The sequence below is a fragment of the Streptomyces aurantiaciflavus genome (assembly GCF_049808595.1).
Lineage (GTDB): Bacteria > Actinomycetota > Actinomycetes > Streptomycetales > Streptomycetaceae > Streptomyces.
Map to the genome: position 1 here is coordinate 207,347 of NZ_JBNCAQ010000012.1, position 15,441 is coordinate 222,787.

Annotated in this window: 17 protein-coding genes; 14 read left to right on the plus strand and 3 right to left on the minus strand. The window is 72.8% G+C overall.

Features of this window, described 5'->3' with window-relative positions; all coding sequences use genetic code 11:
* Positions 1–482 precede the first annotated feature (482 nt).
* Entirely contained in the window at positions 483–959 is a 477-nt protein-coding gene (locus ACPT94_RS16960) for a hypothetical protein (RefSeq protein ID WP_360340270.1), read from the plus strand.
* A 21-nt stretch (positions 960–980) separates the two neighbouring features.
* Here the strand turns inward: ACPT94_RS16960 and ACPT94_RS16965 are convergent, their stop codons facing one another.
* Entirely contained in the window at positions 981–1,433 is a 453-nt protein-coding gene (locus tag ACPT94_RS16965; RefSeq protein WP_360340267.1) for a flavodoxin family protein, read from the minus strand.
* Positions 1,434–1,786: 353 nt separating this feature from the next.
* Between ACPT94_RS16965 and ACPT94_RS16970 the strand changes: the two genes are divergently transcribed.
* Together ACPT94_RS16970 and ACPT94_RS16975 are read left to right on the plus strand one after the other, a co-directional pair.
* Positions 1,787–2,161: a hypothetical protein gene (locus tag ACPT94_RS16970; RefSeq protein WP_360340264.1), complete on the plus strand. Its 375-nt coding sequence runs from the start codon at positions 1,787–1,789 to the stop codon at positions 2,159–2,161.
* A 149-nt stretch (positions 2,162–2,310) separates the two neighbouring features.
* The gene (locus ACPT94_RS16975) at positions 2,311–2,679 is read left to right on the plus strand and encodes an ArsR/SmtB family transcription factor (RefSeq protein ID WP_360340261.1); all 369 of its coding nucleotides are present in this window, start codon (positions 2,311–2,313) and stop codon (positions 2,677–2,679) included.
* A 78-nt stretch (positions 2,680–2,757) separates the two neighbouring features.
* On the opposite strand, the gene ACPT94_RS16980 is transcribed toward ACPT94_RS16975, so the two are convergent.
* A complete protein-coding gene (locus tag ACPT94_RS16980; RefSeq protein WP_360340258.1) occupies positions 2,758–2,994 on the minus strand; it encodes a hypothetical protein in 237 nt (78 codons plus the stop codon).
* A gap of 297 nt (positions 2,995–3,291) precedes the next feature.
* On the opposite strand from ACPT94_RS16980, the gene ACPT94_RS16985 reads away from it, so the two are divergent.
* The 7 genes from ACPT94_RS16985 (at position 3,292) to ACPT94_RS17015 (ending at position 9,384) form a co-directional block, all read left to right on the plus strand.
* Positions 3,292–3,759 (plus strand): hypothetical protein, encoded by a 468-nt coding sequence (locus ACPT94_RS16985; RefSeq protein WP_425246195.1) that lies wholly within the window; start codon positions 3,292–3,294, stop codon positions 3,757–3,759.
* A gap of 345 nt (positions 3,760–4,104) precedes the next feature.
* Positions 4,105–5,484, plus strand: a complete 1,380-nt coding sequence (locus tag ACPT94_RS16990) for an ATP-binding protein (protein ID WP_425246196.1) — start codon at positions 4,105–4,107, stop codon at positions 5,482–5,484.
* Complete coding sequence (locus ACPT94_RS16995; RefSeq protein WP_360352022.1) at positions 5,481–5,903, plus strand: roadblock/LC7 domain-containing protein; 423 nt, start codon at positions 5,481–5,483, stop codon at positions 5,901–5,903. Before ACPT94_RS16990 ends, ACPT94_RS16995 begins: the two co-directional genes overlap by 4 nt.
* Entirely contained in the window at positions 5,900–6,262 is a 363-nt protein-coding gene (locus tag ACPT94_RS17000) for a DUF742 domain-containing protein (RefSeq protein ID WP_360352025.1), read from the plus strand. Before ACPT94_RS16995 ends, ACPT94_RS17000 begins: the two co-directional genes overlap by 4 nt.
* Complete coding sequence (locus ACPT94_RS17005) at positions 6,234–6,887, plus strand: GTP-binding protein (protein WP_425246197.1); 654 nt, start codon at positions 6,234–6,236, stop codon at positions 6,885–6,887. The genes ACPT94_RS17000 and ACPT94_RS17005 overlap by 29 nt, the downstream gene beginning before the upstream one ends.
* On the plus strand, positions 6,884–8,155 hold the full coding sequence (locus ACPT94_RS17010) for a cytochrome P450 family protein (RefSeq protein WP_425246198.1): 1,272 nt from the start codon (positions 6,884–6,886) through the stop codon (positions 8,153–8,155). The genes ACPT94_RS17005 and ACPT94_RS17010 overlap by 4 nt, the downstream gene beginning before the upstream one ends.
* Positions 8,152–9,384 carry a cytochrome P450 family protein gene (locus ACPT94_RS17015; RefSeq protein WP_425246199.1) on the plus strand — a complete coding sequence of 411 codons (1,233 nt, stop codon included), beginning with the start codon at positions 8,152–8,154 and terminating at the stop codon, positions 9,382–9,384. The genes ACPT94_RS17010 and ACPT94_RS17015 overlap by 4 nt, the downstream gene beginning before the upstream one ends.
* 119 nt (positions 9,385–9,503) lie before the next feature.
* On the opposite strand, the gene ACPT94_RS17020 is transcribed toward ACPT94_RS17015, so the two are convergent.
* Complete coding sequence (locus ACPT94_RS17020) at positions 9,504–11,027, minus strand: helix-turn-helix domain-containing protein (protein WP_360352036.1); 1,524 nt, start codon at positions 11,025–11,027, stop codon at positions 9,504–9,506.
* 385 nt (positions 11,028–11,412) lie between these two features.
* Between ACPT94_RS17020 and ACPT94_RS17025 the strand changes: the two genes are divergently transcribed.
* The 4 genes from ACPT94_RS17025 (at position 11,413) to ACPT94_RS17040 (ending at position 15,360) form a co-directional block, all read left to right on the plus strand.
* Positions 11,413–12,009, plus strand: coding sequence for a TetR/AcrR family transcriptional regulator (locus ACPT94_RS17025; RefSeq protein ID WP_360352039.1), 597 nt, complete (start codon positions 11,413–11,415; stop codon positions 12,007–12,009).
* A gap of 465 nt (positions 12,010–12,474) precedes the next feature.
* Complete coding sequence (locus ACPT94_RS17030; RefSeq protein WP_360352042.1) at positions 12,475–13,095, plus strand: L-threonylcarbamoyladenylate synthase; 621 nt, start codon at positions 12,475–12,477, stop codon at positions 13,093–13,095.
* A 148-nt stretch (positions 13,096–13,243) separates the two neighbouring features.
* A complete protein-coding gene (locus ACPT94_RS17035; RefSeq protein ID WP_425246200.1) occupies positions 13,244–13,999 on the plus strand; it encodes a dienelactone hydrolase family protein in 756 nt (251 codons plus the stop codon).
* A 167-nt stretch (positions 14,000–14,166) separates the two neighbouring features.
* Complete coding sequence (locus tag ACPT94_RS17040; protein WP_360352048.1) at positions 14,167–15,360, plus strand: glycoside hydrolase family 64 protein; 1,194 nt, start codon at positions 14,167–14,169, stop codon at positions 15,358–15,360.
* Positions 15,361–15,441 lie beyond the last annotated feature (81 nt).

A 15,441-nucleotide genomic window follows, 5' to 3' on the forward strand; every position in this document is an offset into this window, starting at 1 on the left:
GCGAGGTGGGGCCGGTCCGGGCGCGCGGCACGGCAGGGCGGGTGGTCTGCGGGCATCCGGGGAGGCGGGACGCAGGTGGGGGGTGACGTGGAGGTGGGGGGATGCGTGCGGTACCGCGTGAGAGAGACGTGAAGGAACGGTGAACGTCGGGCAGCAGCGTGACATCGCGGCGGTGTAGTTGTCATGGGAATGCCAAGACAACGGCTGGAAATGACCATGGACGGCTGGAAGTCCGGCACCCTCGGCACGCTTTTCGGCCTCGGGCCGAGGCTGTCCCGGGGGGTGGTCCGGGGCCGACTCGCCCGCGGGCGACCTCGGCCAGGTGCAGAAGGACGATGATCCGGCTCGCCCTCTCGTCAGCGGCCCCGGCCCGTTCGAGTGGCCATCGTCAGCGGCCCCCACCCGTTCGAGTGGCCCTCGTCCGCACGCCGTCGTAGCGTCGGTACAGAACCGGGGTCCGAGACGGCCGGGCGGGAGCGGACATGCGCGGACACACCATGAGGACGGCGGCGCTGCTGTGTGCGGCGCTGGGACTCACCGCGGCGATCGGCACGGCCTCGGCCGCGCCCCGGACGTCGCCGGCCGGGACGGCGGCCGAGCAGGCCACCGCGCGTCAGACCGCGGGTGCGGTCCTGGTCGACTGCTTCTGGCATCCCCGGGTGGAGCCCGACGCGTTCGTCCTGGCCTGCGGCGACGGCAACAGCCGGCTCGCCTCGCTGAAGTGGGACCAGTGGAGCGCGGACTCGGCGAGGGCCACCGGCGTCAACCTGCTCAACGACTGCAAGCCGTACTGCGCCGCCGGCACCTTCCACTCGTACCGGGTCGTCGTACGGCTGGACAAGCCGCAGACCTGGAAGAAGGACCCGCAGGTGCAGCGCTACGGCCGGATCACGCTGGAGTACACCGGGGAGCGGCCGGAGCAGTTCGCGAAGGTCGTGAGCTACCCGCTGTGGGACTGAGCCCGGGCCGGCGCGGTTCCGTCACTCCATGAGCCCCGCGGCCGTCGTCGCACCCAGCTCCCAGCACGCCTCCAGATCCGCCTTGCCGGGTTCCCCGGTGACCGTCACCGGCTCGGCCGCTCGCCGCCAGCCGAGGCCCGTCGTGATGGCCTCGATGCCGCGGACGGCGCCGGTGACGTCGTTGCCGCCGTGCACGTAGTAGGCGAAGGGACGGCCACGGGTGGTGTCGAGACAGGGGTAGTAGACCTGATCGAAGAAATGCTTGAGGGCACCGGACATGTAGCCGAGGTTGGCCGGGGTGCCCAGCACATAGCCGTCGGCCTCCAGGACGTCGGAGGCCGTGGCGGCGAGGGCGGCCCGCCGCAGCACGCGGACGCCTTCGATCTCCGGGTCCGTCGCGCCCGAGACGACCGCTTCGAACATCGCCTGGCAGTTCGGCGAGGGGGTGTGATGGACGATCAGCAAGGTGGCCACGGCACCGAACCCTGCCCGCTCACCGGTCCGACCGCAAGCGACGGTCGTCGCGGCAGCCTCGGCAGCGACCGCGCCCGAAGCCGCCGCCGAGCCGAGCGCCGTGGACGGGCGGTGGGGCGACTGCGGGCGCCGACGGGGTGCGAACAACTTCTTTGCCGGCAGCGGGCGTTGGAGACGCGCGCCGGACAACACCCGTATGCGTGTGATCAGAAAGCGGCATGCGTGTGCGTGTTTCGAACCCCCTCGCACCAGTCCCGGAGCGCTTCACCCTTCCGGGCGACCCGCTCCGTACGGTTCGGGGCACGAACGGGGCCGGAGGAGCCCGGGCCCGTGCTACCGGCAGGAGGAACGCCGTGGCGAATGTGGAAATCTCCCTGAAGGAGACGATGACCATGATCGAGGGGGCGCTCGGCGCGGCCGTCGTCGACTACACCAGCGGCATGGCGCTGGGCACGATGGGCGGCGGCAAGGACCTCGACCTGGCGGTCGCCGCGGCGGGGAACACCGATGTGGTCCGCGCCAAGGTCCGCACGATGGAACACCTCGGGCTGAAGGGGGAGATCGAGGACATCCTGATCACGCTCGGCAGTCAGTACCACCTCATCCGGCTGGTCAAGGGCCGGCAGGGCAGCGGCTTGTTCATCTACCTCGTCCTGGACCGGGGCCGTTCCAACCTGGCGATGGCCCGCCACCAGCTCAAGCGGATCGAGACGGAACTCGAGGTGTAGACGGACCGGTGACCGGTGGCTTCGCACGCCCTGCAGTTGCAGATTTCTTCAACTCGACACATCCACATGAGTGCATCACCGGGGTGTGCGGAGCCCGCGGTCGCCAGAATCGGACGCAGGACCCCGAACCGGGCAGGGAGCGATTGACCATGCAGGTCCCCCTCTACCAGGCCAAGGCCGAGTTCTTCCGCATGCTCGGGCATCCGGTGCGCATCAGGGTCCTCGAACTGCTGCAGGGCGGTCCCGTCGCCGTGCGGGACCTGCTCGCGGAGATCGAGATCGAACCGTCCAGCCTGTCCCAGCAGTTGGCCGTGCTGCGCCGCTCGGGGATCGTGGTGTCCATCCGGGAGGGTTCGACGGTCAGCTACGCCCTGGCCGGCGGTGACGTCGCCGAGCTGCTGCGGGCGGCGCGCCGCATCCTGACCGAACTGCTCGCCGGGCAGAACGAGTTGCTGGCGGAGCTGCGTCAGGCGGAGCCGCCGTTGTCCGTACCGCAGGGCGGCCCGAGCCGGACGTGACGGGGTCCGCGCCGACGCGTGCCAGGGCCCGGACGCCGTGACCGACCCACCGCGTCCGGGCCCCTCGGGCGGCGGGCGTCAGCCGCCGCTCAGGCGCGTGCGCAGAAGGTCCTTCCCCAGCTCGGCGCCCTTGCGGCTGTCGGCCTGGGCCTTGCGGAACAGGTCCGCGACCTCGGTGTCCTTGTCGCGTTCGGCGTCCTGGATGTAGGTCTCCAGCCGCAGCGCGTTGTTCAGGCACGCCTCCACGTACCAGATGAGGTTGTAGTCCTTGTCCCGGGTACCGGTCACGTCGCCGGTTTCCGTGCCAGTGGCCATGCGGGCCTCCTCCCAGCGTGATGCTTGACTTTGCTGGCTCGCTGGCCGGGTACCCATCGCTCCCCCGGGCACACCGGGCGGTACGCGCGTCCCGGGCCGCTGGCCGAACGGGGGTGCGGGACTCGAACGAACCAGACCGAAACGCCAGGGTTCGCCACCCCTTCCGCCACGTGGAAACATCCACCAGCATGCATACGCCGAGTCGGCGGGCGGTCGACGGCGGCCCGGCCCGGTGTCCTGTCTGCCTGCGTCGTGCCTGCGTCGTCCGGGCCCGGGGGATCTCACACGGAGCCGGACATGAGCGATGTGATGTGGGCGCGCGGCGTGGAGTGGCTCGCCGCCGCCGCGACGGACCCGCGGGTGTGCAAGCGGGAGTGGGACCAGGGCAACGGGATCGTGCTGCTGGAGGCGGGCCGCTACTGGGACGTGCTCAGCGTGCCCGAGCGGCTGGGCCTGCTGACCCTGGACCTGCTGTGGCAGCCGTCGCTGCCCGTGCCCGGGCCGACACTCGTGGACACCGCGGCCCGCCGGGTGGGCTTCTTCCTGCCGCCGGACCCGGACAGCCGCTGGGTCGGGGCGGGGCTGCGGCAGGCGGGCCGGGGATCCTGGGTCGCGGTGCCTCCGCCGTACCGGCCGGCGCGGTTCCTGGAGTGGCTGGTACCGCCGGACGGGACCGGCGCGCTGCACGCGCCCGGCACGCTGGAGCTGGCGCTGCGTCAGGCCAACGGAAGCCTCGCCGTACTGCCCGCGCGGGGCGGGGTGTAGCGCGGCGCGGGCCGGGGATCCGGCGGGCGCAGACCAGTGAGGCACACGCCGGTCGTACGCGCGTCCTCCGGTGCGCTCACCGGGGCGGGCGAACCCCCCACCCGTCCGTCCCCTTCCCCGGCACTATGATCATTTCCACATCAACTCGGCGGCACCGCACGGCAATTCAGACAGTCGACGCAGAAGCGATCAGCCGACGGGCACTTTCGGGCCGAAGTATCGCTCGACCGTGCGATATCGATCGATGACGGTGTGTACTGTGCTGCGGGTGCCCGGTCCGAACGCGTCGGACCCGCCCCGCACTCGTGCTCCCCGAAACGCCTGACCCTTCCTGGAACCGAATCGATGATCGAATTACCGGACCTGGTGGCCGGCGGCCTCGCCGCCGGAACACTGTCCGCGCTCGCCCTCGGCGGCGGGCTCGTGCGGTTACGACGGCAGCAGATCCGGCAGCGTGGGGAGATCGCCGCGCTGCGCACCCAGCTCGACGGATCGTTGAGGGCGTTCACGGCGGAGGTCGACCATCTGGCGGCCCGGCGCGTGCCCGCCGCCGCCCGTCACGTGGCGCATCCCCATCTCGCGGAGCCCGGCCCGCTCCAGCCGCTGACCGTCGGCACACCCTTCGGCATCGCCCTGGAGAACGTGCTCCTGGCGGTGCAGGCCGAGGTGGCGGACCAGCGCACCCGGGTCGACGCGGCCGCGCAGGCCGGGATGCGGGGCGCCACCCGGGAGATCCAGGCGGCCCTGTACCGGCTCCAGGACGCCCTGCGCGGTCTGCAACAGCGCCATGACGACCCGGAGTTGACCCAGACCCTCTTCGAGCTCGACCACGAGAACGAGCAGTCGCTGCGCCGCGCGCAGGTCACGGCGGTGGTGTGCGGCGCCTGGGTGGGGCTCGCGCGCGAGGAGTCGCACCTGGTGGACGCGGTCACCGGCGGCCAGGCCCGGCTCGCGGGCTACCACCGGGTCAAGGTCCACAACCACCTGGAACCCGGCACGGCCCTGGTCTCGCACGCCGTGGAACCCGTCGCCGTCATCGTCGCCGAACTCCTCGACAACGCCCTGCGCCACTCCGCGCCGGACACCGACGTGGTGGTGAGCCTGGAGCACGTCCACCACGGCGTGTGCGTGACCGTCGACGACGCCGGCCTCGGCATGACACAGGACGAACGCGCCCGCGCCCAGCGCCTGGTGGCCGGCGACGACCCCATCCTGCTGACCGACCTCGGCGACCCGCCCCGCATGGGCCTGGCCGCCATCGGGCGGCTGACCCGGCAGTTCGACCTGGGTGTCGACGTCTCCTCGCCGTCCCCCTACGGCGGCGTGCGCGCCGTGCTGCGGGTCGACAGCCACCTCCTCAGTCACCTCGACCCCGCCGACCGGCCGCCCGCTGCGAGCGCCCCGCGCACGACCCGCAGGGCGGCAGCCGCCTCCTCCCACGCGTACGGCACCGACGAGACCGCCCCGGACACGCCCCGGCACCACACACCCCGGGACGCCGACGGGCTGCCGCAGCGCCGCCGCCGTAGCCGGGCCGCGGCCGCGGCGGAGCAGCCCGCGCCCCGGCGGCCGGCGCGCCGCCCGGAGGAGGCCGCGGCCGCGCTGGGCGCGCTGCAGTCCGGCACCGCGGCGGCCCGCTCCGCCGCCGAGGCCGCACCCGTGGGCACCGCGCCGGCGGACCACGACACCGACCCCACCGACGACGAAGGAGGAGCGGCCCGATGACCAGCCGCAACACGGGCGACACCGCATGGGTGCTGGAGCCGATCCTGCAGGTGCCGCACGTGGTGGCCGCCGTCATGCTGACCCGGGACGGACTCGTGACGGGGTACACCGACGCGCTGTCGCAGCCGTCGGCGGAGCGGGTGGCCGCCATCACCAGCACCGTGCAGGGGGCGTGCCGGACGGCGGCGGCCGCGTTCGCCGACCGGGACCGGGCCGAGGTGCGCCAGGTCGTCATCGAGTCGGACCACGGCTACGTCCTCATCGTGCCGACGGACCACGGCACCTGTGTGGCCGCCTACGGGGACGGCGAGGTGCGCCTGGACCTGCTGGCGCACCGGGTGCACTCCCAGGTGGCGCGGCTCGGCGAGAAGGCCATGACGGCCACGCCCCGAGGAGCCGACGACAACGCTCCGGCATGACCGGCCGCCCGGCCGGCCGTCCCCTGGTTCCCGCGTATCTGTCGACCGGCGGGGTGGCCCGGCCCAGCCGTCCCCAGCTGGAGCGGCTGTCGGTGCTCGCCCGCAGCGGCGAGCCCGTGCCGCCCGGGCTGCCCGCCGCCGAACTCGCCCTGCTGGACGCCCTGGAGGGCGGCTCGCTGACGGTGGTGGAGGCGGCGGCGCTGCTGCGGCTGCCGGTCTCCGCGGTGCGTGTCCTGGCGGCCGACCTCGCCGACCGGGACCTGATCCTCGTCCGCGCGCCGATTCCGCCCGCCGAACGGTTCGACCCCGACCTGCTGAAGAGAGTGGCCGATGGCCTCCGCGCCCTCAAGCACACCTAGCGCCGTCACCCCCGGCGCGATCCACCTTCCCGACACCGCCCGCGACCTGGTGAAGATCCTCGTCGCGGGTCCGTTCGGGGTGGGCAAGACGACCCTGATCGACTCGGTGTCCGAGATCCGGCCGCTGCACACCGAGGAACACGTCAGCGAAGCCTCCGCCGAGGTGGACGACCTGGCGGGGGTGCGGGAGAAGACCACGACGACCGTCGCCATCGACTTCGGCCGGATCAGTCTGCCCGGCGGGGTGGTGCTGTACCTGTTCGGCACCCCCGGGCAGGAGCGGTTCCGTTCGCTGTGGGACGACATCGCCTACGGGGCGCTCGGCGCGCTCGTCCTGGTCGACAGCCGCCGGCTGGACGCGTCGTTCGACGTGCTGGGACTGGTCGAGGAGAGCGGGCTGCCGTACGCGGTCGCCTTCAACGCGTTCCCGGACGCTCCCCCACTCTCGAACGCGCTCGCGCGGGGGCACCCCCAACGCCACTACGGCGAGGAGCAACTGCGGCGTGCCCTGGACCTGGAGGAGGGCACGCCGATGGTCACGTGCGACGCGCGGGACGCGAACTCGTCGATCGACGCGCTGCTCGCGCTGGTCGACCACCTCCTCGACCCGGTGGAGGCCCGGTGACCACCTGTCCCCCGGACCAGCACGACTTCACGCGTTCGGCGCCGGTGCGACTGTGGGAGGACGGCTTCGCGTCCGATCCGCACCGCTACTACGCGGCCCTGCACGCCCAGGGGCCCGTCGGATGGGCGGAGTTGGCGCCCGGTGTGCCGGCGTACCTGGTCACGGACCGGCGGGCCGCGCTGGACGTGCTGCACGATCAGGAGACGTTCTCGCACGACCCGCGCGCGTGGGAGTCGACCGTCCCGGCCGACTCGCCGGTGCTCGGCATGATGCGGTGGCGTCCGAACGCGCTGTTCGCCGACGGGGCCGCCCACCTGCGCTACCGCACCACCCTCATCGACGTGTTCGACCTGGTCGAGCCGCACGACCTGCGGGCGCGTGTGCACCGGGCCGTGCGGCTGCTGGCCGGCCGGATCGGTCCGCGCGGCGAGGCCGATCTCGTCGGGGACTTCTCGCGGCCGCTGATGGCGCTGGTCCTCAACGACCTGTTCGGGCTGCCGGACAGCCACGGAGACCGGCTCAACGAGGGCCTCGGCAAGATGATGGAGGGCGGAGCGCAGGCCGCCGAGGGCGAGGCGCAGTACGCCCAGTACGTCCTGGAGTTGATCGCCGCCAAGGCCGAACGGCCCGGTGACGACCTGCCGAGCCGGCTGCTGGACCATCCGGCGGGGCTGACCCGCGAGGAGGTCACCTGGCAGGTGTTCCTCACCCTGGGCGCCGGATACGAGCCGACCGCGAACCTGCTGTCCAACACCCTCTCCCGGATCCTGGGCAACCCCGCCTACTACTCCACCCTCACCAGCGGCGCCCGCCCGGTCATGGACGCGGTCGTCGAGGTGCTGCACCACGAGACGCCGCTGGCCAACTACGGCATCTACTACGCCCGTCGGCCGGTCGCCTTCCACGGGGTGTGGCTGCGGGACGCGGTGCCCGTGGTGGTGTCGTACGGGGCGCTCGGGCTCCCCCACGGCCCGAAAGGCACGGGAGGCACCCCCATCGCCGAACGGGTGGCCACCGGTGGTCGGCACCCGAACGACGCCTCGCACCTGTCGTGGGGTGCGGGCCCGCACGCCTGCCCGGTCAAGCAGCACACGCTGCTGCTGGTCACCGAGGCGATCGAGCGGCTCACCCAGTGGCTGCCCGACCTCGACCCGGTTCTGCCCCGCGAGCGGCTGAGCTGGCGGCCGGGCCCGTTCCACCGCTCGCTGACCGCCCTGCCCGTCCGTTTCAGCCCGCGCTCCCCCGACCAGCCAGGAGTTCCGTCATGACCGTGACCGACCGCGTCGACCGCGTCGCCATCGATCCGTTCGGATCCGACATCCCCGGCGAGAGCGCCCGGCTGCGCGCCCTCGGCCCGATCGTGCCCGTGGAGCTGCCCGGGGGCATCCCGGCCTGGGCGCCCACCGGCTACGACACCCTCAAGGAGCTGATCCTCGACCCGCAGGTCAGCAAGGATCCGCGCCGGCACTGGCGGCTGTGGCCCGAGATCGGCGACCACCCGTCCTGGGGCTGGATCCTGGGCTGGGTCGGCGTGGTCAACATGCTCTCCACGTACGGCGCCGACCACACGCGGCTGCGCAAGCTGGTGGCGCCCAGCTTCACGCACCGGCGCACCGAGGCCCTGCGGGAGCGGGTGGAGGCCATCACCGCGGAACTGCTGGACGACCTCGAGCGGGGCGGCGACGTGGTCGATCTCAAGGCCGGGTTCGCGCACCCGCTGCCGATGCGGATCATCTGTGAACTGTTCGGTGTGCCCGAGGAGTTGCGGGAGGCCACCGCCCGGCTGATCGCGGCCATCATGGACACCTCGGACCCGAGCCCGGAGCACGCCGCGCACGTGCAGGAGCAGATCGGCACGGTGCTGGGCGGGCTCATCGCCCACAAGAGCGAGCACCCCGGCGACGACATGACGACCGAGCTGATCCGGGTGCGCGACGAGGACGGCGACCGGCTCAGCAGCGAGGAACTGCTGTACACGCTGCTGTTGGTGATCGGCGCCGGGTTCGAGACGACCGTGAACCTCATCGGCAACGCGGTGGTGGCGCTGCTGGACCGGCCCGGGCAGCTGGCGGCCGTGCGGCGCGGGGAGATCGACTGGGACGCGGTGGTGGACGAGACGCTGCGGGTGCACCCGTCGATCGCCTCGCTGCCGCTGCGGTTCGCCGTCACCGACCTGAAGGTCGGTGAGGTGACGATCCCGGCCGGGGACGCCATCATCACGACGTACGCGGCGGCGGGCCTGGACCCGGCGCACTACGGGGCGGACGCCGACGTGTTCGACGCCACGCGCGGCGCGGACGACCATCTGGCGTTCGGAATCGGTGTGCACCGGTGCATCGGTGCCCCGCTGGCGCGGATGGAGGCGCTGACGGCGCTGCCCGCGCTGTTCGAGCGGTTCCCGGATCTGCGGCTGGACACCAGGGCCGAGGAACTGCGCCAGGTGGCGTCGTTCATCGCCTTCGGCTGGCAGGAGATCCCGGTCCGCACGCGGGGCTGATCGGATACGGGGGCGCGACCGGTCCCCCGTTCCGGTCCCGCCCCCGCGATGCGTCGAACCTACGTGTTCGGCGCACGCCTTGTGAATCGTGCCGGTGCCCGCTCACCGGGCAGGATGGCTCACCTGTGCACAGGTGAGTCCGGAAGGCCCGATTCCGCCGGGTGGAGAGCGGGTTGGTCGAGGTGACCGGTGGCCAGATGGGCGAGTACGACCTCGTACAGGTCGCTGCCACCGGCGAGGAGCTGGCGTTCCAGGACGGGTTCGGCGCCGCGGACGTGCTCGCGGACGGTCTGGGCGTGCACGCCGAGCACCTGTGCGGTGCGTTCGGCGTTGCCGCCGGCGGTGATCCAGGTGCGCAGGGTGCGGCGCAGGTCGCGGCCGTCGGTGTCCAGGCGCGCGAGCAGGTCCTGCGCCCAGGTGCGCAGGGCGGTTCCGGCGAGCAGATGGTCGAGGCGGTCGGGGGCGGTGGCCGCGCCGGGGTACTCCTCGGCGATGCCGACCTGGGTGTTGAGGGCGAGGTGGACGGTGGCGCGGACGGTGAGGTCGGAGAAGTCCGTGCCGAGCAGGGTCTCCACGCGTTCCATGCGGGCGCGCACCGTGTTGCGGCTGACGCCGAGGACCTTGGCGGCGTTGACGGCGGTGAACTCCAGGCCGAGCCGGGTGGTGGCGAGGAGTTCGGCGCGGGTGTGGTGCGGGAGGGTGTCGAGCGGGCGCAGCAGCCGGGTCGTCCAGGCGCGCAGGGCGGCGGGGTCCATCAGGCGTTCGGGGTGGGTGCGTTCGGCGTAGACGGCCGCCTTGTCGGGGCGGAAGCGGGCGACGGCGAGGGCGCTGACGGCCTGTCCGTAGGCGGTGGCGGTGTGGGCGAGGCTCTGGGGAGCGCTCCCGCCGAGGAAGGTGTCGGGGTGGCGGTCGCACAGGCCGCGCAGCTGGCCGGCCGCGGCGTCGTGCGGGGCGACGACGATGACATGGCCGTCCATGGCGGGGCAGCGGACGACCAGGGCGTGCTCGCGGGTCGCGGCGAGGCAGGCCTCGGCGAGGCGGTCGCGGTTCTGCGGGGTGCTCTCGACGACGTAGACGCAGGCGATGTCGGTGTCCAGGAGGCCGGGCCACAGGCCGGCGGCGACGCGGCGGGCGGCGACGGTGTCCTCGACCATGAGCAGTTGGAGGATGGCCAGGCGCAGGTCGGAGGTGGCGCGGGCGAGACGGTGTCCGGTGGCGGCGGTGCGCTGGGCGCGCAGCACGAGTTCGAGGGTGGCCGCGGTGTGGGTGACGACCTCGGAGGCACGCCGGTCGAAGGGGGCCCTGCGGGAGACGGCGAGGACGCCGGCCCCCGCGGGCGGCGGGAGCTCGACCCGCATCAGGCGCAGGTGGCGGCCGTCTCCCTCCCAGGCGGCGGAGGCGATACGGCCGGTGAGGATGTCCGCCGTCAGTCCCTCGTCCAGGGGGGCGGGCGGGCCGGCGATCGGAGTGCCGGTGCCGTCGCACAGGGAGACGGTCGCGTCGACGGTGGCGGCGAGCCAGTCGACGATCCTGCCGACGTCGCGTCCGGTGGGGCGCAGGTGGTCGAGGAGTTCGTGCGCCCACGTCGAGTCGGCGCCGCCCGTCCCGTCCGTGTGACGGTTCTCGTCGTCCCGGCCAGCCATCCCGGCGCTCTCCTCGTCTTTCGCGGCCCTCATCGGGCCGAACCAGCCATATCGGTCGGGGACGTTACCTCACCTGCGCCGCCGGGACCTCGCCCCGCCGGGCGGCATCCGGCGGAGCAGTGCGGGCATGCCGACGAAGACGGGGCATGCCCACGGTGACCGCGGCCTCGCCTGCTGGCGCCCTGCCGGCCGTGGTGGTCCGTCCGTCAGGCACGGTGGGCTCGACCGGGCCGCGCGGATCGACGTGAGCGGGCGAGTGCCCCTTGAGGGTCGTACCGTACGATGAGGACGTCCGTCGGGAGCGCGACCTCGCAGGTCAGCGGCCCCTTCGCAGTCGACCGGAAGAGCGCCTGCCGTGGCCCGTCTACGCGCTGCACAGAAGGAGATGACCCGCCGGCTGCTGCTGTCGACGGCCCTGGAACTGTTCGAGGCACGGGGCTACGCGGGGACGACGGTCGACGACATCGCGAAGGCGGCGGGCACCACACGGGTCACGTTCTACGCGTACTTCCCCTCGCGGGCGGCCCTGATGAAGGCGCTCGTCGCCGAACTGGACGAGTTGCTGGAGCGCCGCGACACCGAGCCGCAGGCGGCACCGGACCTCGTCGCGGTCGTACGCGAGGGCGGCCGGGACGGTATCGAGGCCTGGCTGCGCGACACGTCCCGACAGTGGCCCCGGATCCGCCCGTACGTGCTGGCCGCGCACGAAGCGGCCGTGGTCGACCCTGAGCTGCGGGAACTCGTGGACCACTGGTTCGACGGGGTCGTCGCCGACATCGAGGCGGGCCTGGAGCAGGCCGGCCGCTTCGATCCCGCCTCCCGTCGCCTGCGCGGCTTCCTGGCCCTGACCCAGCTCGACCAACTGGCGCGGCGCTGGATGCGGCACGGCTGGGAGACGGACCCCGCGCTGGCCTTCGGGCTGCTCGCCGACAGCTGGGCGCACCTCCTGGGTGAACCCGCCCCGGGAGCGGAAAACCGGTGAGCGGGCGGGCCTGAACCGCGTCAAGCGGACCGGGAGGGATCCGCGGGTGCCGCCCGGCGCGTCGCCCGCGATCTGCCGGACGCCCCCACCCCCACCCTGGTCCCGCCGCCCCACGACCAGCCCTCGGCCCCGGAGGCGGTCACCGCGCTCGGCGCGTCCCGGGAAGCGGTACGGCGACCGCGTCGTGGAAGCCGGCCGCCTCGGCGCACCGCGCTCCCCGCGTGAGCCGGCACGGCCGAGGACGCCATCCACGCATCGTCGACCGGTCCTGACCAGCCCGTACGTCGATCCGCGCGAGGTCACGCGGCACGGCCTGCGGAGGCTGCTGCCCGGCCGCGTGGGCGGGAGGAGCCGGGGAGGCCGCTGAGGGTCTCCCCGGCGGATCGCACCGGGGCCGGGCCCTGGACGTCGCGGTCCGGACGGGCCTGCGCCGCTCGCGCCCGCGCCACGGCATAAGCTCAGCCAATGGCGAAGTACTACGACGTGCACCCCGACAACCCGCAGCCGCGCACCATCGCCCAGGTCGCGGCCGCCATCCGGGCGGACGCGCTCATCGCGTACCCGACGGACTCCTGCTACGCGCTCGGCTGCCGGATCGGCAGCCGGGACGGCGTCGACCGGATCCGGTCCATCCGCGAGCTGGACGACCGGCACCACTTCACCCTCGTCTGCCAGGACTTCGCACAGCTCGGGCAGTTCGTGCGGGTGGACAACGACGTGTTCCGCGCCATCAAGGCGTCGACGCCCGGCAGCTACACCTTCATCCTCCCGGCGACGAAGGAGGTGCCGCGCATGCTCCAGCATCCGAAGAAGAAGACGGTGGGGGTGCGCATCCCCGACCACGTCGTCACCCAGGCCCTGCTCACCGAACTCGGCGAGCCCCTGCTGTCGAGCACCTTGCTGCTGCCCGGCGAGGAGGAGCCGATGACCCAGGGCTGGGAGATCAAGGACCGGCTCGATCACGTGGTGGACGGGGTGCTCGACTCCGGGGACTGCGGCACCGAGCCGACGACGGTCATCGACTTCTCCGGAGGCGAGGCGGAGATCGTGCGGTACGGAGCGGGTGACGCCTCACGGTTCGAATAGGCCGGGGTGTCCGAGCAGGTCCCGGTAAAGGGACGGTATGCGGGCCGGGGGTCGTCGCGGCCGGTTGGATGGTGCGTGCAACGATGGGCGCGGCCCGGCCCTCCGGGCGGGCCCACAGCTCGCCGTGAACCGCGCAGAGAGGCATCCCATGACCTCCGTACAGGGAACAGCCGTGGACATCCCCACCGAGGACGGCGTCGCGGACGCCTATCTCGCCCATCCCGCTGACGGGTCGCCCCGGCCGGGTGTGCTGCTGTACCAGGACGCGTTCGGGCTGCGCCCGCATCTGCGGGCGATGGCCGACCGGCTCGCCGGGGCCGGCTACACGGTGCTGGTGCCCAACGTCTTCTACCGTCACGGGCGCGCCCCGGTCGTGGAGTTGCCCGAGTTCATCGACCCGGCTGCCCGGCCGGAGATGTGGAAGCAGCTCAGCCCGATCATGCAGTCCCTCACGAACGACCTGGCCATGCGGGACGCCGGCGCCTACCTGCGCTGGCTGGCCGAGAGCCCGCTCGTCGCGGACGGCCCGGTCGCGCTGACGGGGTACTGCATGGGCGCCCGCCTCTCCCTGCTGACCGCCGGCACCTACCCGGACCGGGTCGCGGCGGCGGCCGGCTTCCACGGCGGACGGCTGGCGACGGACGCGCCGGACAGCCCGCACCTGGTGGCCGACCGTGTCAAGGCGGAGCTGTACTTCGGCCACGCCGACGAGGACACGTCGCTGCCGCCCGAGCAGATCAAGCGCCTGGAGGACGCGCTGACCGCGGCCGGTGTCCGTCACCGCTGCGAGGTCTACGAGGGCGCCCACCACGGCTTCACGCAGGCCGACACCGCCGCGTACCACGAGGAGGGCGCGGAACGGCACTGGACGGCGCTGCTGGATCTGCTGAAGCGCACGTTCTGACGGCCTGACAGCGGCCCGAGGCGCCCGCGGCGAACATGCCGCGGGCGCCTCCTCCTGTGCACATGGTTGACATGCTCACACCCGAGTGTCACCTTGAGAGCGCTCTCAAGAAGGTACGGACCAATCCCACAGGCCCACCCCACGGGCCTCCCCCACGGAGGTGGAGAGTGCTCCGCACACTCAGGTCCCGGCTGGCGGCCGCGGCGGGAGCCGCGGCTCTGGCTGGCGCGTTGCTCACCCTCGGACCGCCCGCGCAGGCCGCGGTCCCCGACACCGTCCCGCTGAAGATCACCAACAACTCGGGCCGCGGCGAGCCCGTCCACGTCTACAACCTCGGCACCCTCCTGACGACGGGTCAGCAGGGCTGGGCGGACGCGAACGGCACGTTCCACGCGTGGCCCGCGGGCGGCAACCCGCCCACACCGGCCCCCGACGCCTCGATCCCGGGACCGGCCGCCGGGCAGTCCACGACGATCCGCATCCCCAAGTTCTCGGGCCGGATCTACTTCTCCTACGGCCAGAAGCTGGTGTTCCGGCTGACCACCGGCGGGCTGGTGCAACCGGCCGTGCAGAACCCGAGCGACCCGAACCGCAACATCCTCTTCAACTGGTCGGAGTACACCCTCAACGACTCCGGGCTGTGGCTGAACAGCACCCAGGTCGACATGTTCTCCGCGCCGTACGCGGTCGGCGTGCAGCGCTCCGACGGGAGCGTGAGCAGCACCGGGCGGCTCAAGCCGGGCGGTTACAACGGCTTCTTCAACGCCCTGCGCGGACAGCCCGGCGGCTGGGCGAACCTGATCCAGACGCGACCCGACGGCACCGTCCTCAGGGCGCTCTCGCCGCTCTACGGGGTGGAGACCGGCGCCCTGCCGAGGTCCGTGATGGACGACTACGTCAACCGCGTCTGGCAGAAGTACACGACCACGACGCTGACGGTGACCCCGTTCGCGGATCAGCCGGGCACGAAGTACTACGGACGGGTCTCCGGTGGCGTCCTGAACTTCACCAACGGCGCGGGAGCCGTCGTCACCAGCTTCCAGAAGCCCGACGCCGACAGCGTCTTCGGCTGCCACCGGCTGTTGGACGCGCCCAACGACGCGGTGCGCGGGCCGATCTCCCGCACCCTGTGCGCGGGCTTCAACCGCTCGACGCTCCTGGTCAACCCCAACCAGCCGGACACCACGACGGCCAACTTCTACCAGGACGTGGTGACCAACCACTACGCCCGCAAGATCCACGCGCAGATGGCCGACGGGAAGGCGTACGCGTTCGCCTTCGACGACGTCGGCCGGCAGGAGTCGCTCGTCCACGACGGCGCTCCGCGCCAGGCCTATCTGACGCTCGACCCGCTGAGCTGAACACGGCGACGGGGCCCCCCCCCGGGGGGGCCCCCCGGGGGGGGGCGCCCCCCGGGGGGGGGGGGGGGGCCGCCGGGGGGC